The sequence below is a fragment of the Jeotgalibacillus sp. ET6 genome, assembly GCF_029667115.1.
Classification (GTDB): Bacteria; Bacillota; Bacilli; order Bacillales; family Jeotgalibacillaceae; genus Jeotgalibacillus.
This window is the reverse complement of record NZ_JARUIU010000003.1, coordinates 472,509-494,203: the sequence shown is the minus strand read 5'-3', so window position 1 is coordinate 494,203 and position 21,695 is coordinate 472,509. Positions and strand designations below refer to the sequence as shown.

General features: G+C 42.4%; 23 protein-coding genes. 17 read left to right on the top strand and 6 right to left on the bottom strand.

Annotated elements, in window-relative coordinates; all coding sequences use genetic code 11:
- Window positions 1-50: 50 nt before the first annotated feature.
- Window positions 51-509 (bottom strand): ASCH domain-containing protein, encoded by a 459-nt coding sequence (locus P6709_RS11345; RefSeq protein ID WP_278241037.1) that lies wholly within the window; start codon window positions 507-509, stop codon window positions 51-53.
- A 125-nt stretch (window positions 510-634) separates the two neighbouring features.
- On the opposite strand from P6709_RS11345, the gene P6709_RS11340 reads away from it, so the two are divergent.
- Complete coding sequence (locus P6709_RS11340; RefSeq protein ID WP_278241036.1) at window positions 635-985, top strand: DUF2200 domain-containing protein; 351 nt, start codon at window positions 635-637, stop codon at window positions 983-985.
- A 97-nt stretch (window positions 986-1,082) separates the two neighbouring features.
- Here P6709_RS11340 and P6709_RS11335 read toward each other — a convergent pair whose 3' ends face one another.
- Window positions 1,083-1,262 carry a hypothetical protein gene (locus tag P6709_RS11335; RefSeq protein WP_278241069.1) on the bottom strand — a complete coding sequence of 60 codons (180 nt, stop codon included), beginning with the start codon at window positions 1,260-1,262 and terminating at the stop codon, window positions 1,083-1,085.
- A gap of 170 nt (window positions 1,263-1,432) precedes the next feature.
- Between P6709_RS11335 and P6709_RS11330 the strand changes: the two genes are divergently transcribed.
- The 8 genes from P6709_RS11330 (at window position 1,433) to P6709_RS11295 (ending at window position 8,048) form a co-directional block, all read left to right on the top strand.
- On the top strand, window positions 1,433-2,026 hold the full coding sequence (locus P6709_RS11330; RefSeq protein ID WP_278241035.1) for a YdeI/OmpD-associated family protein: 594 nt from the start codon (window positions 1,433-1,435) through the stop codon (window positions 2,024-2,026).
- A 36-nt stretch (window positions 2,027-2,062) separates the two neighbouring features.
- Entirely contained in the window at window positions 2,063-3,028 is a 966-nt protein-coding gene (locus tag P6709_RS11325; protein WP_278241034.1) for an MBL fold metallo-hydrolase, read from the top strand.
- A 162-nt stretch (window positions 3,029-3,190) separates the two neighbouring features.
- Window positions 3,191-3,670 (top strand): DUF2975 domain-containing protein, encoded by a 480-nt coding sequence (locus tag P6709_RS11320; RefSeq protein ID WP_278241033.1) that lies wholly within the window; start codon window positions 3,191-3,193, stop codon window positions 3,668-3,670.
- A 147-nt stretch (window positions 3,671-3,817) separates the two neighbouring features.
- Window positions 3,818-4,804, top strand: a complete 987-nt coding sequence (locus P6709_RS11315; protein ID WP_278241032.1) for an aldo/keto reductase — start codon at window positions 3,818-3,820, stop codon at window positions 4,802-4,804.
- Between the two features lie 216 nt (window positions 4,805-5,020).
- A complete protein-coding gene (locus P6709_RS11310) occupies window positions 5,021-5,620 on the top strand; it encodes a TetR/AcrR family transcriptional regulator (protein WP_278241031.1) in 600 nt (199 codons plus the stop codon).
- Between the two features lie 155 nt (window positions 5,621-5,775).
- Window positions 5,776-6,444 carry a hypothetical protein gene (locus tag P6709_RS11305; RefSeq protein ID WP_278241030.1) on the top strand — a complete coding sequence of 223 codons (669 nt, stop codon included), beginning with the start codon at window positions 5,776-5,778 and terminating at the stop codon, window positions 6,442-6,444.
- 108 nt (window positions 6,445-6,552) lie between these two features.
- Window positions 6,553-7,476 (top strand): TraB/GumN family protein, encoded by a 924-nt coding sequence (locus P6709_RS11300; protein WP_278241068.1) that lies wholly within the window; start codon window positions 6,553-6,555, stop codon window positions 7,474-7,476.
- A 200-nt stretch (window positions 7,477-7,676) separates the two neighbouring features.
- Complete coding sequence (locus P6709_RS11295) at window positions 7,677-8,048, top strand: VOC family protein (RefSeq protein ID WP_278241029.1); 372 nt, start codon at window positions 7,677-7,679, stop codon at window positions 8,046-8,048.
- A gap of 74 nt (window positions 8,049-8,122) precedes the next feature.
- Here P6709_RS11295 and P6709_RS11290 read toward each other — a convergent pair whose 3' ends face one another.
- The 3 genes from P6709_RS11290 to trhO form a co-directional block, all read right to left on the bottom strand.
- Window positions 8,123-9,613, bottom strand: coding sequence for an FAD-dependent oxidoreductase (locus tag P6709_RS11290; RefSeq protein ID WP_278241028.1), 1,491 nt, complete (start codon window positions 9,611-9,613; stop codon window positions 8,123-8,125).
- Between the two features lie 184 nt (window positions 9,614-9,797).
- Entirely contained in the window at window positions 9,798-12,008 is a 2,211-nt protein-coding gene (gene katG, locus P6709_RS11285; protein ID WP_278241027.1) for a catalase/peroxidase HPI, read from the bottom strand.
- 204 nt (window positions 12,009-12,212) lie between these two features.
- Window positions 12,213-13,169 carry an oxygen-dependent tRNA uridine(34) hydroxylase TrhO gene (gene trhO, locus P6709_RS11280; protein WP_278241026.1) on the bottom strand — a complete coding sequence of 319 codons (957 nt, stop codon included), beginning with the start codon at window positions 13,167-13,169 and terminating at the stop codon, window positions 12,213-12,215.
- A gap of 287 nt (window positions 13,170-13,456) precedes the next feature.
- Between trhO and P6709_RS11275 the strand changes: the two genes are divergently transcribed.
- The 7 genes from P6709_RS11275 to P6709_RS11245 all read left to right on the top strand — a co-directional run bounded on the left by P6709_RS11275 (window position 13,457) and on the right by P6709_RS11245 (window position 19,872).
- Window positions 13,457-14,086, top strand: a complete 630-nt coding sequence (locus P6709_RS11275) for an HAD family hydrolase (RefSeq protein WP_278241025.1) — start codon at window positions 13,457-13,459, stop codon at window positions 14,084-14,086.
- 132 nt (window positions 14,087-14,218) lie between these two features.
- Window positions 14,219-14,605, top strand: coding sequence for a hypothetical protein (locus P6709_RS11270; RefSeq protein WP_278241024.1), 387 nt, complete (start codon window positions 14,219-14,221; stop codon window positions 14,603-14,605).
- A 236-nt stretch (window positions 14,606-14,841) separates the two neighbouring features.
- The gene (locus tag P6709_RS11265; protein ID WP_278241023.1) at window positions 14,842-15,600 is read left to right on the top strand and encodes a class I SAM-dependent methyltransferase; all 759 of its coding nucleotides are present in this window, start codon (window positions 14,842-14,844) and stop codon (window positions 15,598-15,600) included.
- A 180-nt stretch (window positions 15,601-15,780) separates the two neighbouring features.
- Window positions 15,781-16,875, top strand: a complete 1,095-nt coding sequence (locus P6709_RS11260) for a Fe(3+) ABC transporter substrate-binding protein (RefSeq protein ID WP_278241022.1) — start codon at window positions 15,781-15,783, stop codon at window positions 16,873-16,875.
- Between the two features lie 119 nt (window positions 16,876-16,994).
- Complete coding sequence (locus tag P6709_RS11255; protein WP_278241021.1) at window positions 16,995-18,638, top strand: ABC transporter permease; 1,644 nt, start codon at window positions 16,995-16,997, stop codon at window positions 18,636-18,638.
- Entirely contained in the window at window positions 18,638-19,348 is a 711-nt protein-coding gene (locus tag P6709_RS11250) for an ABC transporter ATP-binding protein (protein ID WP_278241020.1), read from the top strand. The genes P6709_RS11255 and P6709_RS11250 overlap by 1 nt, the downstream gene beginning before the upstream one ends.
- 134 nt (window positions 19,349-19,482) lie before the next feature.
- Window positions 19,483-19,872 carry an RDD family protein gene (locus P6709_RS11245; protein WP_278241019.1) on the top strand — a complete coding sequence of 130 codons (390 nt, stop codon included), beginning with the start codon at window positions 19,483-19,485 and terminating at the stop codon, window positions 19,870-19,872.
- A 102-nt stretch (window positions 19,873-19,974) separates the two neighbouring features.
- Here the strand turns inward: P6709_RS11245 and P6709_RS11240 are convergent, their stop codons facing one another.
- Complete coding sequence (locus tag P6709_RS11240) at window positions 19,975-21,105, bottom strand: M14 family metallopeptidase (protein WP_278241018.1); 1,131 nt, start codon at window positions 21,103-21,105, stop codon at window positions 19,975-19,977.
- A gap of 191 nt (window positions 21,106-21,296) precedes the next feature.
- On the opposite strand from P6709_RS11240, the gene P6709_RS11235 reads away from it, so the two are divergent.
- The gene (locus P6709_RS11235; protein WP_336618997.1) at window positions 21,297-21,581 is read left to right on the top strand and encodes a phospholipase; all 285 of its coding nucleotides are present in this window, start codon (window positions 21,297-21,299) and stop codon (window positions 21,579-21,581) included.
- Window positions 21,582-21,695 lie beyond the last annotated feature (114 nt).

Here is a 21,695-nt window from a genome sequence, read left to right as displayed (position 1 = left end):
AGTGTATTGTGCGTCTCTTATTATGCCTGCGGAAAGATGCATCAGGTTTTCTAGCTATTATTTCTAACATCCACTAATTCAAAACGCTCACAAACCAGCATCATATCCTCTGTAAACTCCAACCCTGCTTCTCGCAGTTCCTTTGTGAAAAAAGCGGTATGAACCTCTTTCCAATGACGATAGGTTCGATCTCCTTCGCCTTCAGCAATCGCAAATTCCTCCGGGACCTCATTCATCGGCATTACTTGGACGTCTGCCGTTCTGATGATCGCTGCAGGTTCATCTTTGCTGTTTAAAACTATACTGTAATCCTCAACGGCAGGAAGCGGTTCATTATCAAGTTCATAAAAAACCAGTCCTGAACAAGTCGCTGATTTCACACCATCTATGACTAATTGAGCCAAGTAATCCGGTTCAGCGCCAAACTGCCACGCTGTAACGTTCTTCGGTTTTTCTTTGTTTTTTGAATGCCAGTATTCATCCCAGTAGAGCTGTGATGCTTGATTCATATCAGATCTCCCCTAAAATATCATTTAAATAAAGTATATCATTTGCAAAATTAGAAAAGCAGGACTTGTTTTGTGCGTGCGATAGGTATAATAACAATATAAGAAATTGTGAAAGGAGAGTCATAATGACTAAGCATAAAATTTACACCATGAGTTTTGCCAGTGTTTACCCGCATTATATCGCAAAGGCGGAGAAAAAGGGACGGACTAAGGCAGAAGTGGATGAAATTATCCGCTGGCTGACAGGGTACAGTCAGGAAGAAGTAGAAGAGCAGCTGGAAAAGAAGACCGATTTTGAAACCTTCTTTGCGGAAGCACCAGAGATGAACGCATCACGAACACTCATTAAAGGGGTCATATGCGGGATAAGGGTAGAGGATATTGAAGAACCAACCATGCAGGAAATCCGTTACCTGGACAAGCTGGTGGATGAACTGGCAAAGGGAAAAGCAATGGAAAAGATATTGCGAAAATAAGCTGGAACACAGTCCGATTTCCGCATTATACAAATCCACACAGGGATGCCTCTTCTGAACCACAGCCATGCCATGGCGAAGAGATCTCCCTATGCATTTAGCGGTCATCCATTTTACTGCTTACTAAATGTATTCCGCTTGAAATCTTAGCTAAATGTTCATTCTTTTCCTTCTGCAGCTTAATCAGTGTGACCATAAACCATATGACAAAAACAAATGCTGCAATATATAAAATAAAGATCAGAATTGGAAACCATTCAATAGCCATATTATTCAAAAACCTCACACCTCCTTGATTTGCACGTTTAATATTTATAAAATTAAATCAATTTAACGTTAACATAAAATGGTAGATTAAATCGAAGAAACTGTATAAATGAATGTTCAGTTGAATTAAAAAGTAAATATATTCAAATACATTAACAGGCACAGGAAAGGAGCTTGTACATGACGAAAAGCATCGCAAGCCGCAAAGTGGATGGCTTTTTAAAGAAAGAGAAAAAGTGGCAGGCTGAGTTTCAAAAGCTGAGGGAACTGATGCTTGAATGCGGTCTGACGGAGGATTTTAAATGGATGCATCCCTGTTACACAGTTGACGGGAAAAATGTGGTGATCATTCACGGCTTTAAAGACTACTGTGCGATTATGTTTCAAAAAGGGGCTCTGATGAAGGACCCGGACCACCTCTTAATCCAACAGACGAAAAATTCCCAGGCCGCCCGTCAAATTCGCTTTTCTCAGGCGGAAGAAATTACAGCTCTTGGAGAAACGATAAAGATGTACATTCAAAACGCGATCGAGATCGAAAAAGCAGGCTTGGAAATCGATTTTAAAGACACGTCTGAGTATACTGTACCTGAAGAGCTGCAGCATAAATTCGAAGAAATGCCTGAATTAAAGACAGCGTTTGAAGCTTTAACACCAGGACGGCAGAGAGGGTATCTACTTTATTTCTCTGAAGTAAAACAAGCAAAAACCCGGGAGTCCAGAATTGAAAAAGCGATGGAGAAAATCATGGACGGAAAAGGGTTAAGAGATTAAAATCGGTCGTACTTATGAATAACTAGGAGCATATTTATGAAAAAATATAAAAACCAAATTCCCACAAATATGAATATGGGATGGAAGTCCTTGCTGAGCATGGTAAAGGATTCGGTTAAAGGAATAGCGGATCAGAGGCCTTCCAAATCTATTTCCGCAACGTCTTTTAAACAGGATAAAACCCTTCCGCCCTCCGATGTCTCACGAGTTACATGGTTCGGTCATTCAGCTTTTTATATGGAAATAGAAGGAAAAAGAGTTTTAGTTGATCCGATGTTGGGTTCACGTCCTTCTCCATTTTCCTGGGCAGGAACGAAACGTTATGAACGAGAGGTTCCAGTAAAGCCTGAGCACTTTTCGGAAGTGGATGCGATCATCCTTTCCCATGACCATTATGACCACCTGGATCGTGATTCTATTATACAATTACAGACTAAAACGAAGCGATTTATCGTTCCACTCGGTGTGGGCAAGCGCCTAACGAAGTGGGGTGTTTCACATGAAAAAATCACGGAACTTGGCTGGTGGGACGAGCTGCAATGGGAAGGTCTAAAACTCGTTTGCACCCCGGCGAGACATTTTTCCGGAAGAGGATTATTTGACCGGAATTCGACCTTATGGTGTTCATGGGTCATTCTCGGAGACGAAACAAAAATATTTTACAGCGGAGACAGCGGCTATGGCCCCCATTTTAGAGAAATCGGAGAATCATACGGTCCATTTGATCTGACCTTGCTCGAGTGCGGTCAATATGACGAGCGTTGGTCGGCGATTCATATGCGGCCGGAAGAGACGGTGCAGGCACATCTTGATGTCAGGGGGAGAGTGTTAATCCCGGTTCACTGGGGAGCCTTCACGCTGGCTTTTCATTCGTGGACGGATCCGGTGGAGCGGGTGACAAAAGCAGCGATCAGTCATAACATAATCATTTCAACACCTAAGATGGGAGAGTCAGTGCTGATTCAATCTGAAAATTACCCTTCTTTTGAGTGGTGGAGATAACGAGCATGTAAAATAAGACATTACTCTTGAGCATTTCTTTTCATTAAGAAGTGTTTTTTCTTTGCTCAATTTCATAAAATTATTATAATCAATAAAAATTTATTGATAATCAATAAATAAAGTGCTAGAATCTTTTTAAAACATACGTGAGTGAGGTGCTTTATGTTTAAACAGGGATCAACGCTATTTCTAAAAGCTGCTGTCATTCTTATGGGCATTCCGGTTCTTGTTTTGGGGGTCATCGCCATTCCATGGTTAGCAAATAATCCCGTCAACCCGGACTATTCCCACATTTTATATCCCATTGTCATAGGGCTGTATATTTCAGTTATTCCGTATTTTATTACGTTATTCCAGGCTTTTAACCTGTTAAGCTATATCGACAAAAATCAGGCATTCTCTTCATTGTCCGTTAAAGCGCTTAAAAATATTAAGCACTGTGCTCTTATGATCAGCGTGGTGTACGCGGCTATTCTTCCATTTGTTTTTCTTGCAGCAGAACTCGATGATGCCCCCGGGCTCATTCTAATTGGAATGGTGCCTATTGGTGCATCACTTGTCATTGCCATATTTGCAGCAGTGCTTCAACGGCTTTTAAAGCAGGCGATTGGGATGAAAGCGGAAAATGATTTAATGGTCTGAAGCGATTATGGATCAAACGGGTGAAAGCAGCCGATCAGTTTATCCAGCCTCAAAAAAGGGTACAAAACCGTATGGCCGAAATGAATGAATCAGCGCGCAAATACGCTTAGTTTCATAGGGTCAATCGTTATAAAAGAGGTGTTTTTAATGGCAAAAGAACTTACTATAAAAAATAAAATTGGCTTAGGTACAGCGCCGCTTGGAAATATGTTCAGGGAAGTTCCTGAGAAAGAAGCGATGGAAACGATTCAATCTGCCTGGGATGAAGGTGTCCGGTATTTTGACACAGCGCCTTTTTATGGTGCTGGTCTAGCCGAGTCTAGACTTGGAGAGGCATTATCAGCTTATGATCGAGATGAGTATGTGCTGAGCACGAAAGTCGGCCGTATTGTGCTTGATGAAGAAGAAGAAAAAGAGGGTCTGTTTGAGTACGGACGAAAGAATAAAATTAAAACAGATTATACGGAAGAAGGAACACTTAAATCGATTGAGGAAAGTATGAAGCGTCTGAAAACAGATCGACTGGATATTGTGTATGTCCATGATATTTCACCTGATTTTCTTGGAGATGAATGGATCACAAAGTTTGATGAAGCACGAAAAGGAGCCTTCAAAGTGCTCGATAGACTGAAAGAAGGCGGTTATATTTCAGCCTGGGGTCTTGGTGTGAATACCACGGTTCCAATCGAAGTGGCTCTGGAGCTCGAGGAAGCCCATCCTAATTTGAGCCTTTCTGCAACCCAATACACGCTCTTGCAGCATGAGCGGGCATTGGAAAGAATGATGCCGTTAGCAGAGGAGAAAAATGGCGGTCTGGTAATCGGAGGCGCATTTAACTCCGGTGCTTTACTTGGAGGAGACTTTTTTGATTATCAGGAAATCACTCCTGAAATCAAGGAGCGGGTGAAACGCTTTAATGAAGTTGCGCAAAAGCATGGCGTTCACTTGAAAGATGCTGCGCTTCAGTTCTCTACAGCACATCCTGCAGTAAAAGCGGTTGTGACGGGATCTACAAGACCTGACCGTATTAAAGAAGATCTACAGGCGCTTAAAGCAGACATCCCGGCTGCTTTTTGGGAGGAGCTTGTTAATAAAGAGCTGATATCGGCTAACGCTCCGCTGCCTCAAAAGTAAAAGTTGAATAATTAAGAAGCAGTCCCTGTGCTGAGGCGCAGGGGCTTTTTTATTCCAGAGGCCTGGCAACAGCTGCTGCTTACTCTTATCAAGGGATTGTCTTCAGCAGCATTGATATTACATAAGCTTGACAGCATTAGATGATCGGTTTACAATAAAACTGATCATCCAGTCAAAATAAAGAATAGGTAATCAAAAATCAAAGGCAGGTTAAACATGAAAAATAAACAATATTATATAGCTGATGCACGTAAAGAACAAATCATTATAGCCGCTGTCGAAGTATTAAAGGACTATGGTTATATCAACACAAGTCTTTCTAAAATAGCCAGTAATGCAAAAACGAGTACAGGATTAATTTCGTACCACTTTTCAGGCAAGGAAGATTTGATGAATAATACGCTGCTTTATTTGGCGGAACAAGAGCAAGCTTTTATTAAGGAAAAAGTAGAAAAAGCACAAACGTATACGGAAAAATTAATGACATTTATAGAAGAAGGCATTGCTTACCGCGGTATAAAACGTGAAAATACCACTGCATTATTAGAAATTGTTTTTAATGTGCGTCCGCCGAACAATGTACCTTATTTCAAGACGGAAATTAATCCTGAAGAAGAGCTGAATGTATTACTGGAAGAGATCTTAGCCGAGGGACAAAAATCTAATGAGTTCAGCGACTTTGATTGTAAAGTAGTTGCTTTAATCATTAGAGGGGCCATCTCGCTATCCATGTCTTTACCTCTAGATGATAACGATCCAAGATTAGAGGATTACAGCGACAAGGTGAAAAAGAATATTTTAAAAATGATTAAATAACATAGTACTAAAGATTTGCATAACGGGTGCAAGACCTTCTTGCATTCGTTATGAATAAATAGTTAAGTTTACCGTTATATTTTTTTAAGTGAAAACTGATTGATTAGTCAGTATAAAAAACATTTAATCAACATCCAGAGAGGGGAGAATGAAGGATGCTCCGGTCTATACAAAAGAATAAACGTCGTAGAAAATTGAAAAAAGTAAAAGAGGGGGATGGGCATCGTTTAAAAGAGTACCGAATTTGGAATATATTCACACACTCATTGTTTCATATAGAAATCATAAACGACAGGGATGGGAAAAGAACAAACTATGCCATTAAGTCTAACTACTTTGTTGAAGAGCCCAGAGTTGATTTGTACAAGGAGGGCAGGCATGTAGCCTTCTCAAAGCTTCCGGCAGTTCTGCCAACCGATCGCGGGGCAATAGAAGTAAAGACAAGTTCAACTGGAATCAGCGGCATTCATTATTTTACTGAACATGAAGATGCGTTTTCAGTATTTCCGGATAAACGTTCGATCAGAGGTTTCCGGTTGTGGCTGCATAAACAATTTCCGAAAATTAGCGGATTTATCGGATTAATTGCAATCGTAACCTTATTAATTTCCTTGACGTTAGGACTAACTCAAGTAATGGAATCATTTTCAGACATCCCATGGATATCCCAAAATATAGGGACATTCAACTCGCCAATCAATTTGTCAGTTTGGACAAATTTTGCAATCGGTATTGCAGCGGCTTTAGCTGGAACAGAACGGGCTCTCATGATGAAGAATCATTGGTTGATTGACATTGAAAATATCAATGCGGGGGAAGGTTAATTCGGGGTTACACTCAAGCTGATGTTTTGAAAGCATAACACGCACCCATTACAAGAGAGGATGAAGATCAATGAAAAAACGAATCATAGGAATCTTTTTTTGTCAGTGATGCTTTTTGCAGCCGGTTGTTCAAGCAATGATAATGATGCAGAACAAGGTTCAGAATCGCCATTGCAAGAGACCGAAGAGGAAACGAGTGGAACGGGTCAGGACTATGAAGGAGATGGAGGACTCTTATGGAAAGTGGTTCATGGCGAAACGACTATGTACGTTCAAGGAACCATACATTTGGGTCATGAAGACTTTTATCCTCTTGCGCCTGAAATTGAAAAAGCTTATGAGAGTTCAGATGTTGTTCTTCCGGAAATTAATATGTTTGAAGCGGAAGTGAATGAAGAAGAAATTAATGAAATGGCATTGTTCGAAGGTGATACAAATTTAGATGACGTTTTGTCGGAAGAGGCTTATGCGAAACTCTCCGATCTATTTGAAGAAAACGAAATGGCAATAGAAAATTATGAGGATTTTGAGCCATGGTTCATAGGAATGCTATTAGGAGAATTCAGTCATAAAGAAAGTGATTTGGCACCAGAGTATGGCGTTGATTTATATTTTCTTCAGCGGTCTTTAGAGGACAATAAAGAAATCGTTGAATTAGAAACCATTGAACTGCAATATGATGTTCTAAGTGGCAACAGTATGAAAACACAAGTGGAAATGTTAGAAAGCACCTTAGAGAATTTTGAAGAAACGGGGAGCTCGCTAGATGAGTTGGGATATGATTGGATTCATGGTGATAAGGATGGTCTTGTTGATCAGCTGTCAGAGGGTTTTGGAAGTTTCGATGAAGAGTATCAACTGGGGTTGAATGATAACCGCAATATAAATATGGCGAACAAGCTTGATGAGATCCTGCAAAGGGATGATGGGCAGACCTACTTTGTGATCATCGGTTCAGCTCACGTTGTCATTGAACCAAGTGTACTAAGTGAGCTTGAAAAGGATGGATATGAAATCGAACGAGTCTATTAATCAACATATTCTAGCATTCTATTATTTGATTTAAAAGAAATCTTTCTAAGCAGCTTGATTTTAGACCTTTCTGCCTCAAAAGCTTTTTTTATGTATTCTGATCTCATAATTAAAACTTATGATAAATAAGAAGAAATAGCGATTATACTTATCAAATACTTAGCTGTAAACTAAAATCAGAAGGAAAAGGGAGGGTTATCATGTTATTTACATTTAAACGAATTGATCATGTTCAGTTAGCCGCACCAAAAGGCTCGGAGGGGATGGCAAGAGCATTCTATACCGGCATTCTGGGTTTTGAAGAAGTAGAAAAGCCAGAAGTGCTGAGGGCTCGCGGGGGCGTTTGGTTTAGAGCTGGTGAAAATCAGCTTCACCTCGGTATTGAGGAGCCTTTTATCCCTGCCAAAAAAGCGCATCCTGCTTTTGAAGTGCAGAAGTTGGAGGAGCTGAAAAAGCATTTAATCCATCATGACATTTCATTTGTGGAGGATGATTTGCTTCCAGGCGCAAACAGAATCTATGCAGAGGATCCATTTGGAAACCGCATAGAGTTGCTGGAATGGAAGAGCTAGAAAGAGACAAAAGCTACCCCTGGAAGCTTTTAATATTCTACTATTCTTGAATTGATAACTCCATTGAACAACACCTACTGAATCAGTTTACGTCCGGTAATCGAATGAAAGCAGTGGTAGCCGCTGACTGATACTCCAATGGTGCCGCCGCCCGGGAACACAGAGTCTCCGCAAAGCCAGAAATTTTCAAGGGATGTGCGGTGGGATAGGCTGAGAAAAAGAGAATGGGACCTCGTTTGCGGAAACCCGCCGACCATGCCTGACGGACGATGCGTAAACCGTTCCCAGGCTTTAGGCGCACCAGGATACAGCTCCACGACAGCCTCATCAATTGAAGGGTAATACGCTCGAATGGTTCGAAGCATTTTTTCAGTGAAAAGGGCTTTGTTTTCCTCGTATTGTTCATCGTTTTTCCAGTGGTCGAGGTTGATATGTGTGCTCACGGTTAACGTACGATAGCCTTCAGGCGCACGCAGCCGGTCATTAGGATCAGAAATCGATAAAAATAAGTGGTCGCCTTCATCGTGTCCTTTGCCATCCGGATTCATCAGCTGCTGAAACAGCGGGAAGTCAGCAGGCAGATCAGCATCCTTTAAAGACAGATAGGCGGTCATGGTGCCCCATGTATCCTTTTTCGTCCGTTTTTTTAATCCGGTTGAAAGCTGATGAAATGACGGCTGGTCCAATAGTCCAGAAAGGGCTTGAATGGGAGCATTGCAAATAACATGATCAGCTGTTCTGATTTTACCGCGATGGTCTTCCACTTCAAAGAGATCCCCGACTTTTTTAATAGAGTTTACCCGCCGCCCAAGAATGGCATGAGCGCCATTTCTTTTTGCTGCATTTACCAGTTCATAAGCAAACTGATACAATCCTCCCTGCACGTAATAAGCACCTTCATGGTAAATATCCAGAGCGAGAACCCCCATGAGAAGGGCGCAATCCCTGCTTGTTGTCTGCATGCTGTCAATCAGCTGGCCGTCAATAAAAGAAACAAAATCAGGGCAGGTATGCAAATCATGCCTTTTTAAAAGTGAGCTTATCGTTTTAAAAAAGTCCGGTGTTAAGGACACGTGGACCGGACGGAGGGAAGAGAGAAGCTCAAACGCCTCTTTTCCTGTTTTCACTGGCAGGATGGGAAGCTTTTTCATGAGCAAGCGGATTTTCGCTGCTTTTTGATAAACTTCTTCATAGAATGCAGCAATCTCGTTCTTTTTCTGAGGGAACGCCTGCTGAAGTGCCTGCACATGGCGGCGCCGGTCTGCATGAAACGTTAACGTTCGGTCACCTTGCTTTATTTTCATCACAGATTCGAGTCTCTTTGCATGGAGTTTAACCCCTAAATGACGAAAGATCCTCTCATGAATCCCGCCTTTTTCAAGCCCCATGCCGAGTGTCGCTCCGGCTGCAAATAAAAACTGATTACGCTGGAATTTTCCGGCGCAGCCGCCCCATTCTCTTGAAGCTTCGAGGATCGTCACACGACATCCTGCCTGAGCAAGCATGGCGCCTGCCGTAAGTCCGCCTATTCCGCCACCAACTACAATGATTTCTTTTTTCGCCATTTGCCGTTCCCCCCAGTTAATTTAAATTTTAAATGCCACGATCTGGGTGAGCAATTTTGAGTGCGTTGGAAAAAGAGTGAAATGGTTGTTTAAGATAAATAAAAAACAGGAGCTTCCAAAAGGGAGGCTCCTGTTCTGTAACTTCTATTGATTATTCTGCTTTTTTAGACGGATAATTAAGCTCTTAGTTCAGATCAAAACGATCTGCATTCATTACTTTCACCCATGCCGCTGCAAAGTCGCGTACAAGCTTTTCTTTGTTGTCGTCTTGTGCATACACTTCTGCGATGGCACGAAGGACGGAATTTGAACCAAATACAAGGTCAAAGCGTGTCGCTGTGCGCACGACTTCACCTGTATTGCGGTCTTTTCCTTCATAAAGGTTAAACCCTGCTGGTTTCCACTCGATGCCCATATCTAGCAGGTTCACGAAGAAATCGTTTGTGAGTGTGCCGACACGGTCGGTGAATACGCCATGTTTGGTTCCGCTATGATTCGTTCCAAGTACACGCATACCGCCGATCAGGGCCGTCATTTCAGGTGCAGAAAGGTTTAACAGCTGTGCTTTGTCTACCAGCATTTCTTCCGGGCTGACACTGTATTCCTTTTGCTGATAGTTGCGGAAGCCGTCAGAAACTGGCTCCAGTACGTCAAAGCCGTCTACATCCGTTTGTTCCTGTGTGGCATCCCCGCGTCCCGGAGTAAAAAGGATCGAAAGGTAAACCCCTGCGTCTCTTGCTGCTTTTTCTACCGCTGCTGTTCCGCCAAGTACGATCAAATCAGCGATGCTGACGTTCTTATCAAGTTCTTTTTGAATGTTTTCATAGACAGATAAGACTTTAGCCAGCTGCTCAGGTTCATTTGCTTCCCAGTCTTTTTGCGGTGCAAGACGGATGCGGGCGCCATTTGCGCCGCCGCGGTTATCTGAGCCGCGGAAGGTGCTTGCAGAAGCCCAGGCCGTTGTCACAAGCTCACTCACTGTCAGCTCTGAGTTTAGGATCGTTTCCTTAAGTTCGTTCACTTCTTTTTCCGTTAAGGTATAGTCAACTTTTGGCACCGGATCCTGCCAGATCAGTTCTTCCTCAGGAACTTCCGGACCGAGATAGCGATCTTTTGGTCCCATGTCGCGGTGAAGCAGTTTAAACCAGGCACGGGAGAAGGCTTCAGCAAATTGATCCGGATTTTGATGGAATCTGCGCGAAATTTTTTCGTAATCAGGGTCCATGCGCATGGCCATATCAGCCGTAGTCATCATTGTAGGAACCTTGATGGACGCATCTTCTGCATCCGGTGCAAGATCCTCGTCCTTCGGATTGACTGGCGTCCATTGATAGGCACCTGAACGGCTCTTCGTCAGCTCCCACTCATAGCCAAATAATAGATCATAATATCCGTTGTCCCATTGCGTCGGGTTCGCAGTCCATGCACCATCGATCCCGCTTGTGATGGTATCGCGTCCTTTACCGCTGCCGTGTGAACTCAGCCAGCCGAGCCCTTGTGTTTCAATATCAGCCGCTTCAGGTGCAGCGCCTACTTTTTCAGGATTTCCTGCGCCGTGCGCCTTGCCGAATGTATGACCGCCAGCAGTCAGCGCAACGGTTTCTTCATCGTTCATTCCCATGCGGGCAAAGGTTTCACGGATATCACGCGCACTTGCAAGAGGGTCGGGCTTGCCGTTAGGACCCTCAGGATTTACATAAATCAATCCCATTTGAACGGCTGCGAGAGGGTTCTCGAGTTCGCGGTCGCCGGAGTAGCGATTGTCACCGAGCCATTCTTTTTCGTTCCCCCAGTAAATATCTTCTTCAGGGTGCCAAACATCAGGGCGTCCGCCGCCAAAACCAAATGTCTTTAAGCCCATGGATTCAAGCGCAACATTGCCTGTTAAAACAAGCAAATCGGCCCATGAGATCTTATTGCCGTATTTTTGCTTAATCGGCCATAGCAGACGTCGTGCTTTATCCAGATTGGCATTATCCGGCCAGCTGTTTAATGGTGCAAACCGCTGCTGACCTGTTGCACCGCCGCCGCGTCCGTCTCCTGTTCGATACGTACCGGCTGCATGCCAGGACATACGAATAAAAAATGGACCATAATGTCCGTAGTCAGCAGGCCACCAGTCCTGGCTGTCTGTCATCAGAGTATGAAGATCCTTTTTCAGTGCTTCATAATCCAGTTTCTTAAATTCCTCAGCATAATCAAAATCTTCTCCCATTGGATTCGTCTTTTTATCATGCTGATGAAGGATGTGCAGGTTTAATTGATTCGGCCACCAGTCTTTATTGGAGGTTCCTACCTTTGCGGTTGTGATGGCACTTTCTTCATGCGTTTTCTCTTGAGATTGTCCTTCAGAAAAAGGGCATTTCCCAGCATTGTTATTTTCGTTGTGATCCATTCTTCGATCTCCTCCCGAAATAGTAATATAGTAAATAAATTTTATAAATAATCGTCTAATAATCGTTCTTACTTTATAATTATAATAAACTAGGAAAGAGAAAGTAAAGAGAAATGTTTTCATTCATTCTCAATTCCTTCTATCATTGAAAATAATATGCAAATAAAAAGAACCCCACTTCTTGTGAGGTTCCGGCATTCTAACTTATTTAGCTGTCAATTCTTTTTCCAATTCCGCGATGCGGAAAGCGGCTTCTTCTTCAGAAAGCTCATGACGCACAATGTAGCGGTTGCGTTCATGCTTAGTGCATTCCATCGTACATCCGCCAAGGTGTTTGGCTTCATTTTCTTCTGATGTAATAATTTGTTTATTACACTCAGGGTTTGCACAGTTGATATATCGTTCGCAAGGTGTACCGTCAAAGTGATCTTTCCCAACCACCACATGTTCAACCTGATTAATCGGAACCGTCAGGCGCTCATCAAATACGTACATTTGACCGTCCCATAGCTGTCCTTTTACTTCAGGGTCTTTTCCGTATGTGGCAATGCCGCCGTGCAGCTGGCCCACATCTTCAAAGCCTTCGCGCACCAGCCAGCCGGAAAATTTTTCGCAGCGGATGCCCCCTGTACAGTAGGTGAGGACCCGTTTGCCATCCAGCAGTTCCCGGTTATCACGCACCCAATTTGGCAGGTCGCGGAATGTTTCCACATCAGGCCGGATCGCGCCGCGGAAATGACCGACATCATATTCATATGTGTTTCGAGCGTCGAGAACAATGGTGTCCTCACGCTGCATTTCTTCGTAAAATTCTTTTGGAGACAAATAATTCCCGGTTAATTCATTTGGATTTATATCATCTTCCAGACTTAAATGAACTAGTTCCGGACGGGGGCGGACATGCATTTTCTTAAAGGTATGCCCTTCAGCCTCATCTATTTTGAAAACAATTCCTTCAAAAAGAGGATGATTTTTCATTGCTTCCATATAGGCTTCAGTCTGCTCAATCGTACCTGAGCAAGTCCCGTTTATTCCTTCGTTCGCTACTAAAATACGGCCTTTGAGACCAAGCTCTTTACAATAAGCTAAATGCTCTTCAGAAAAAGCAGCCGGATCTTCAATCGTTGTGTAATGATAATATAATAAAACTCGATAATTCACTTTTTTTTCCACCTATCATTTTATTTTGCAGGAATAACCTGATGGGTTTGAACCGTCTTTTACTTTACCTTATTTAAGGCGGTGCAGTAAAGAGTAAACGATCAGGAAATACGGCCATTTTCTACTAACCAGTATGGACCGTCACCAGTTTTTCAAACTTTTTAAGAAATGGTTCATTATTCCGTGCTTCTGGATGGTCTTTTTGAAGGAAAAAGTTGAGCCGGGGGATATAGACCGGTGTTAAAAGGGTAAAGAGTGAACATCTGATATATAAAGGAGAATGTTCAATGGACAGTATTATTTTTGACCTCGACGGCACCCTGTGGGATCCAAGAGAGACCGTTCTGACGTCGTGGAACCAGGCGTTAAAAGAGCAGGGATACAATAAAGTGCTGACAAAAGAAGATTTGACCAAAACAATGGGGCTTCAAATGCATGAGATTGCGAAGATTTTATTCTCAGAATTAAATGAGCAGGAGCAAATAAAACTGATGGACGACTGCATAGCGATTGAGAATCCGTACGTGGCAGAGCATGGAGGAGAACTGTACCCGGAACTGGAAAGCACCCTCAAAGAGCTGCATACATCCTACCGTCTCTTTATCGTAAGTAATTGCCAGGATGGCTATATTGAAGCTTTTTATCACTATCATAAACTGAATCACTTTTTCACCGACTTTGAAAATCCGGGAAGAACCGGTCTGTCAAAAGGTGAAAACATTTCCTTAATCATGCAGCGAAATGGGCTGGAAAATCCGGTTTATGTAGGGGACACACAGGGAGACCGGAATGCTGCCCGCGCCGCTGGAATCCCCTTTATTTATGCAGCGTACGGCTTTGGTGAGGTGGAAGATTTTGAGGGGAAAATAAATGGATTAGCAGAGCTCCCTGAGTTGCTTCAGACATTTAATGGGTAAGCGGAAAGAAGAGCAGTTTAAGTTTTCTGGTAATGGAGCTTCCTGTCTGCGGGTTGAAAACCTGTAAAAGAGCGTTTACATTATGTTTTTGCATCAGGTATACTCAATGTAAATGCTTTGGGAGTTGAATTCATGCGCAATCGAAAAGGCTCTAAATTGTTTGGTAATCAAGACCCTATTGAAGAAACAGAAAATGTTTATGCCATATTGCCTCCTCCGGGAACCATTATTGGAGAAGCAACAGAAGAAGAAATGGAAATAGCCGCTGCACTTGAAATCAGACATATGGCGTTTATGAGACTGCAGGACATGAATATTCGTTTTGATGGGGTTTCCTATAAGGAGATTTTAAAAGAGTTTCGTGAGTTTGAAACCGATTCAAGCGCATTTTGGAGAGGTGTGTGCAGACGACTGTCTGTTCCTTACGAATGGGCAATCCGGATTGATCACGCGAATGGCCCTATCTATATCGGGGACACTGGAGAACACGAGATTTTGGAAATAGAGGAAACAGATTAAGTATACGTTGGGCACATTCCTTGGAGGGATATGTGCTTTTTTTGAACAGTCTATAGGAATGATTCTATATAAATATTTTGCGAGATTGAAAGGGGTGGCCATCTATGGGATGGATTCGAGGTAACGGCTTGGTGCAGTAGATCTGATAGCAGATTGTACCAAGCTTTAGAATAGAAGGCTGTCAGGCTGCTGTGCCATTTCTGTATTTATAAAAAATAAGAAATGGAGTGGCAGATATGAGAGAAACAGAGTTAAAGAAGGAATGGATGGTAGCACAGAAAGCCGGTTTTACCGGATGGGATTTTTCCAGAATTGCGGCAAGTGTGTCAGAAGATCCACTGCCATGGGAGTACAAACAAATCGTTTTGGCTCATATAAAGCCGAAAGATCAGCTGCTGGATATGGGAACGGGCGGCGGTGAATTTTTACTTGAGCTCGGTCATCCATATGACAATACGACGGTTACGGAAGCGTGGGAGCCAAATGTAAAGCTTTGCAAGGAAAAGCTTGCACCGCTTGGTATTCGGGTGGAGCAGGTGTTTGAGGATGCAGTGCTGCCTTTTGAAGACAATGCATTTGATCTGGTTATCAACCGGCACGAAGCCTATGATATCTCGGAAGTGCGCCGTATCTTAAAACCTGGCGGCCGGTTTATTACCCAGCAGGTAGGCGGCCGAAATAATGAGTGGCTATCCCGGTTTTTAATTGAAGATTTTCAGCCGGAATACCCTGGTCTTTTTCTGCAAAACGAAAAGGAAAAATTTTTGGCTCATGGGTTTATCATAGAAGCCCAGCAGGAAGCATTTCCTTTTATGCGCTTTTATGATGTGGCAGCGATCGTCTATTATGCGAAAATCCTGGAATGGGAGTTTCCGGGTTTTTCAGTTGAAACTCATTTTGAACGATTAAAAAGCCTTCAGGAGATGCTGCTTGAACGGGGGTTTATTGAAACGCTCGAGCACCGCTTTTTCCTGGTGGCCAGGAATACAAAATAATCGATGTAAAAAGAGGCTGGGACGACTACAAAGTTCCAGTCTTTTTTTTTGATAATTTTCTCCCAAGTGTAATTGACAACCTTTCTCAATTAAAGGTATACTAAACTTGCTTGTGATTTTGATAATCATTCTCGATTAACGTGTTCAGAAGCACTACTACACCAATAGGAGGATTACATAATGACTAGATTTGTACGTATGTCTTTATTTGCATTGCTTATTCTTTCACTATCTGTTGTTATCGCAGCTTGTGGAAATAGTAATACAGAAGAAACGGATTCTGAGGATACGACTGCTTCAGATGATGCAGGATCTGAAGAGGCTGGCGAGGTTAACTTGTATACAAGCCGTCACTACGAAACGGATCAGGCTTTATATGATGCCTTTACAGAAGAGACTGGAATTGAAGTAAACGTCGTTGAAGGAAGCGGCGATGAGCTGATTGAGCGGTTAAATCAGGAGGGGGAGAGTACAGAAGCTGATTTGTTTATTACCGCTGATGCAGGAAATCTCCACTCAGCAAGTGAGAGTGAGCTGTTGCAGCCGGTAGATAGCGACGTACTGGCTGAAAACATTCCTGAAAAATTTCGTGATGCAGACAATGAATGGTTTGGCTTAACAAAACGGGCGCGTGTCATCGTGTATGACAAAGAGCGTGTAGATCCATCAGAGCTATCCACTTATGAAGCGTTGACGGAGCCTGAATGGGAAGACCGGATTGCTGTCCGTTCTTCAAGTAATATGTATAATATTTCTCTTCTGGCTTCATTCATTGAACTAAATGGTTCTGAAGAAGCTGCTGCATGGGCAGAAGGGATCGTAAACAACATGGCGATTGAACCTCAGGGCGGGGATCGTGATCAGGCAAAGGCAGTCGCAGCCGGCCAGGCGGACGTTGCTATTATGAATACGTATTACATTGGAGGCATGCTTAATTCAGAGGATGAGGAAGAAGTAAAAGTAGCTGAATCAGTTGGCATCTTTTTCCCAAACCAGGATACAACGGGTACGCATGTGAACATCAGCGGTATTTCGATGACAAAGCACGCTAAAAATTCGGATGCAGCCATTCAGTTGATGGAATATCTATCTAGCGAAGCATCTCAGGAAGAGTTTGCAGCAGCCAATTATGAATATCCGGTTAATCCGAATGTTGAAGTAACAGGGTTGCTTGAGTCGTGGGGCGAATTTAAAGAACAGGATTTGAATTTGTCTGTTTTAGGGGAAAACCAGCAGGAAGCCATCCGCCTGTTTGACCAGGCTGCCTGGAAATAGGGAAACAATAGACAATAGACCGTGCCGCGTAATTGTGGTACGGTTATATTGGTTTTATTGATAATGATTTTCAATCTCTATTATCTTAATTAATGATGGACAGCATGAGGGTGCGAAAGATGAGACTAGTAGTCAGAACGATTAAATCCAAATTGAATATATGGGCTATTCTCAGCCTGATTTTTATTGCTATCATTTTGATTCCAAACGGATTAATTGCGGTGAATGTTTTCACGGAATCGAATGAAAACTGGCAGCATATTAAAGAGTATTTGTTGAAGGAATACATTACAAATACAGTTATTTTACTAAGCTTTACCGCTCTTTTTTCAATGATGATCGGAGTCAGTCTTGCATGGTTTGTTACCATGTTTGAATTTCCCTTCAAACGCTTTTTTAAGTGGGCGCTGATCTTGCCGCTTGCCATTCCGCCCTATATTGGGGCATATGCTTACCACGGACTAATTAACTATACAGGCATCATACAAAGTACGCTTAGAAATAACTTCGATGTGACGGTGAACCAGGACTACTTTTCAATTATGAATAACCAGGGCGCCATTTTTATTTTTTCTATTTTCCTCTTTCCGTACGTTTATACGATAACAAAAGCATTTCTTCAAAATCAATCTTCTTCAATTATCGAAAATGCCCGTTTACTTGGCAGCAGCTCTTTTGAAACATTTTTTCGTGTAATTTTGCCAATTTCAAGAGCAGCCATTGTGGGGAGTGTTACACTGGTGGTTTTAGAGGTGCTGAATGACTATGGTGTGGCAAACTATTTCGGAATTCAAACCTTTAGTACTGCGATTTTCAGGACATGGTATGGCATGAAGGACCTGGACTCTGCTCTTAAGCTTGCTGGTGCCTTAATGTTTCTCGTGATCTTCATCCTGCTACTTGAAAAATTCAGCAGAGGGAGAAGGCGCTACAGTTTCTCCACGACAAAAGTCAAGCCGATTCAGCCGAAAAAATTAAGAGGTGTTAAAGCCTGGCTGCTCGCAGGATATTGTTTTTTAATTTTTGGCGTTGCTTTTCTAATTCCCTTCACTCAGCTTTTGTACTGGGCGTTTTTAACATTTGAATCAGTCTATAGCAGTGAATTTATTCAGCTGATTTATCAATCTGTTTTTATTGCATCCATTGCTTCGATACTTATTGTGATAATTGCATTGATAATCGGGAATTACACAAGACTTCATAAAAGCCTTTTAACATCATTCATTTCACGAGTCACAACGCTCGGATACTCTATACCAGGGGCAGCTATCGCGATTTCGATTATCACCATTTTTGTTGCACTCGATGGCTATTTGGCTGATTTGTACCAAACCCTTCAGATGGAACCGGTAATCATTCTTAGAACCAGTCTTGTCATGCTGGTATCTGCTTATATCATCCGTTTCCTTGCGATTGGGTACAATGCGATCGACGCAGGCTATGAAAAAATGGGAAATACCTACACTGAAGCCTCACGCACACTAGGGTTTTCTACAGTTAAAACTTTTTTTAAAGTGGACCTTCCCATGATGAAACCGGCGATCTTTGGCGGGTTTATCCTGGTCTTTATTGATGTATTAAAGGAGCTGCCGCTAACGCTCTTCTTACAGCCCTTTAACTTTGCTACGCTGGCTACTCAGGCCTATAAGTATGCAAACGATGAAAGAGTTCATGAAGCGGCTCTTGCTTCTATTTTGATTATCATTGTCAGCGGTATTTTTATTTTTGTTTCCCACAAATTACTTGAAAAGGAGCCGGCGTAATGTTCGTTCAAATAAAAAATCTTCAGTATCAGTATAAAAATGCTGCAGAGCCTGTATTAAAAGATTTTTCATTAACGATTGAGCAGGGGGAAATCATTACGATTCTTGGAGAAAGCGGGAGCGGGAAAAGTACCATTCTGCGTCTTCTGTCAGGGCTGGAAACACCTAAAAGTGGTTCCATCACTATAAATAATGATGTGATTTTCGGTGGAAATCATGTAATGCCTCCTGAAAAACGCGGCGTAGGAATGGTGTTTCAGGATTATGCACTTTTCCCTCATATGACAGTGGAAAAAAATATAAAGTATGGGTTAAAGAAAATGAGCCGCCGAGAAAAACAACAAAGAATGGAAGAAATGCTTGAATTGATCAATATGACCAGTTACAAAAATCGTTATCCATATGAACTGAGCGGTGGACAGCAGCAGCGTGTGGCCCTGGCCCGTGCACTTGCACCTGCCCCTTCACTTCTGATCTTTGATGAGCCATTTTCGAATCTTGATGCAAATCTGCAAATCAAAATAAGAGATGAGCTTCGCGGGATATTAAAAAAGACAGGGATTACCTCTATTTTTGTCACGCATGATCAGGCGGATGCAAAGGCCATTGCTGATCGTGTCGTCTTTATTGAAAAAGGAGTTATCAAACAGGTAGGAAAACCGGAAGAAGTGCTCGGCTGTGCTAGTTTGGTCATGTGGGCAAATTCTTAAAAAATCAGGATAAGACTTACCAACTATAAACTGGTAACCCTTCTGGAAATAAGAAGAGTTACTGGTTATTTTTTTGTCTGACTTCACGACTTTGCTATACTTAGGAAATAACTAGAAAATATAGGAGGGTTTCTATGGAATCTATAACGAAAAAACGCACGAAAGCTATTTTAATTGATCTGGCCATCTCAAGTGTCGTGACAGCGGGGGTTGAATATCTTCTCCGTAAAAAAGTAAAAAACGAGCTGGTTCATACGCTCGTTACCCCAACGGTTGTTATGTGGGGACTTGAGTACGCTCAGCTTCATTGCGGCGGCCAGACAATCGGCTATAAAAAAATGGGAATCGCACTTGAAAGCGAGGAAGGTTCGGATCTGACGACGGAACAGATTTTTAAGAGATTACTGTACCGGGACACGAAAAGCACACTTGACCTGTGGAAGAACCGCTCTTCATTCGAAGGGGAAGCAGGAGCTGTACTTCCTCACGATGTCTTTGCCGGAACCATCGTTAGAGAACGATAACGGAGACAAGGCTTTTTGTCTCTTTCTTTATAAGAATTCGCAAATACTTAAAGTGAAAAATCTCCATTCGCAAGGCGAATGGAGGTTTTTTTTGTTTTCTATTTACCCTCTTATTGTGTAAAGACCTTCTGCTTGAAAGACTCCTTTTATTGCATTGCGTCCTTCTGTGAGAACAGCCATTCTCCAATCATGTTCATCCGGGTAGAACATAGCTTTAAATTCACTGAGAATTTTCTGGCGGTCTTCTTCATGCTCTGCTCCTTCATGATAAAGCCTATTCTCGAGCGTAATCGTTAAGAATTCACGAATGGTGGCAGACATGCTTGTGCCAAAGGTGCCAAATTCAAAAAGAGCAGAGAAAAGCCTTGTTTGGGGAAACTCAAGGTTCTTAACTTCATAAAAATGATTGGTTGAATCGCCTTTCACATCAGCGGGGCTGAATGTTTTTACATTCTTCAGACCGTATTCCTTCTTCAGCTCTTTTTCACTGCGGCCATCGGTTTCGCTCATGACCATTGTGACTTCCTTCGTAGGTCCAAGAGCTGTGTGCCAGTCCATGTGTATGACCTTGCTGAATGTAGACAACAATTTTCGCTGAATGGAACTTAAAAAGATGGCCGACTCTTCTTTTTCTTTTCCTCCATAATAAACCCCTGTAGGAAATTCAAATTGCCCCATGCCTTTTGCTTCCATCAGACCGCTGTAGCCTTCTGCAACAACGCCTTTTGACATATGATTGCGAATTTCTGACTCTTCCACGATGTAACTTTTAATCTTGCCGTCCGGGAGAAATAGCTTAAGTAAACGTTCATATTCTTTATTTATGTCTTCAGGCATGCTTGAATCAACTAAATAATTACGGTTTAAATCTACATTGTTTTCAGTCACACGTCTGAAATGCTTCATTCCCCAGGGATTGAGTGCATGAATTAAGCAGATGCCTGTCCGTTTGGCATCTACCAAATCTGCAAGCTCACTGACGAACACATCAAGCATCGCAGCTCCTGCATAGCCTTCAATTCCATGCTCGCCTGAAGTCATAAACAGTACGCGTTCATTCGTTTCAGTACCCTCGGCGTAAATCATATCAATCGTGTTGTCTTCTTCTTTTCCAATAGAGTGCGAAGTCAGCTCCGCATTTGGCCATAGTGCTTTTATGATGTCAAAATTCTTGCGAAAAACCTCGCGTGATTCTTCATAGGTTTTTGGAAAATACTCATCAATTGCCTTCATTGGACAGATCCTCTCCTCATCATTCTTCTTATTACATAGCTTTCCACTTAAGTTGAATCCTGAAACATTACCATACAAAGTGCAAATTCTTGTAAACGTAAAAATAAGACTTTCGAATAGGCAGATGCACAAGGCAGATTCTTGATCCATGCATATAGTAAAGTAGTACCGTTAAATAGGGGAAGTGAAATATGATGGATAGAAAAAGGAACCGGCCAGGCCTGTGCCTCTTTCCTGGATACAACTGGTGCGGACCAGGATGCAGCGGTCCCGGAGCACCGGTTAACGAAGTCGATGCCTGCTGCAAAGCCCACGATGAATGCTATGAACGAGGCGGCTCGAGATGCGAGTGTGACCGTGCGTTTCTCGAGCAGCTGTCAAAACATGCAAACCCTCATACAGAACAAGGCAGAAAAGCAGCTTTGATGTATGACTTTATCAAATTTAGAATGGCGTTTACTTGCGGGAGAAGATAGAGGGAAGTTTAAATTGCATGTCCAATCCAAAAACCTTTTCATTACAAGAGTTGTAATGAAAAGGTTTTTTATTTGAAATTAGAAAAGTATTTGAGTATGAGCTATTAATATAGA

What these genes read in the sequence shown, in the direction of transcription:
- P6709_RS11345 (WP_278241037.1), bottom strand. Translation starts at nt 509, where the DNA reads ATGAATCAAGCATCACAGCTCTACTGGGATGAATACTGGCATTCAAAA.
- P6709_RS11340 (WP_278241036.1), top strand. Translation starts at nt 635, where the DNA reads ATGACTAAGCATAAAATTTACACCATGAGTTTTGCCAGTGTTTACCCG.
- P6709_RS11330 (WP_278241035.1), top strand. Translation starts at nt 1,433, where the DNA reads ATGACGAAAAGCATCGCAAGCCGCAAAGTGGATGGCTTTTTAAAGAAA.
- P6709_RS11325 (WP_278241034.1), top strand. Translation starts at nt 2,063, where the DNA reads ATGAAAAAATATAAAAACCAAATTCCCACAAATATGAATATGGGATGG.
- P6709_RS11320 (WP_278241033.1), top strand. Translation starts at nt 3,191, where the DNA reads ATGTTTAAACAGGGATCAACGCTATTTCTAAAAGCTGCTGTCATTCTT.
- P6709_RS11315 (WP_278241032.1), top strand. Translation starts at nt 3,818, where the DNA reads ATGGCAAAAGAACTTACTATAAAAAATAAAATTGGCTTAGGTACAGCG.
- P6709_RS11310 (WP_278241031.1), top strand. Translation starts at nt 5,021, where the DNA reads ATGAAAAATAAACAATATTATATAGCTGATGCACGTAAAGAACAAATC.
- P6709_RS11305 (WP_278241030.1), top strand. Translation starts at nt 5,776, where the DNA reads ATGCTCCGGTCTATACAAAAGAATAAACGTCGTAGAAAATTGAAAAAA.
- P6709_RS11300 (WP_278241068.1), top strand. Translation starts at nt 6,553, where the DNA reads ATGCTTTTTGCAGCCGGTTGTTCAAGCAATGATAATGATGCAGAACAA.
- P6709_RS11295 (WP_278241029.1), top strand. Translation starts at nt 7,677, where the DNA reads ATGTTATTTACATTTAAACGAATTGATCATGTTCAGTTAGCCGCACCA.
- P6709_RS11290 (WP_278241028.1), bottom strand. Translation starts at nt 9,613, where the DNA reads ATGGCGAAAAAAGAAATCATTGTAGTTGGTGGCGGAATAGGCGGACTT.
- katG (WP_278241027.1), bottom strand. Translation starts at nt 12,008, where the DNA reads ATGGATCACAACGAAAATAACAATGCTGGGAAATGCCCTTTTTCTGAA.
- P6709_RS11275 (WP_278241025.1), top strand. Translation starts at nt 13,457, where the DNA reads ATGGACAGTATTATTTTTGACCTCGACGGCACCCTGTGGGATCCAAGA.
- P6709_RS11270 (WP_278241024.1), top strand. Translation starts at nt 14,219, where the DNA reads ATGCGCAATCGAAAAGGCTCTAAATTGTTTGGTAATCAAGACCCTATT.
- P6709_RS11265 (WP_278241023.1), top strand. Translation starts at nt 14,842, where the DNA reads ATGAGAGAAACAGAGTTAAAGAAGGAATGGATGGTAGCACAGAAAGCC.
- P6709_RS11260 (WP_278241022.1), top strand. Translation starts at nt 15,781, where the DNA reads ATGACTAGATTTGTACGTATGTCTTTATTTGCATTGCTTATTCTTTCA.
- P6709_RS11255 (WP_278241021.1), top strand. Translation starts at nt 16,995, where the DNA reads ATGAGACTAGTAGTCAGAACGATTAAATCCAAATTGAATATATGGGCT.
- P6709_RS11250 (WP_278241020.1), top strand. Translation starts at nt 18,638, where the DNA reads ATGTTCGTTCAAATAAAAAATCTTCAGTATCAGTATAAAAATGCTGCA.
- P6709_RS11245 (WP_278241019.1), top strand. Translation starts at nt 19,483, where the DNA reads ATGGAATCTATAACGAAAAAACGCACGAAAGCTATTTTAATTGATCTG.
- P6709_RS11240 (WP_278241018.1), bottom strand. Translation starts at nt 21,105, where the DNA reads ATGAAGGCAATTGATGAGTATTTTCCAAAAACCTATGAAGAATCACGC.
- P6709_RS11235 (WP_336618997.1), top strand. Translation starts at nt 21,297, where the DNA reads ATGATGGATAGAAAAAGGAACCGGCCAGGCCTGTGCCTCTTTCCTGGA.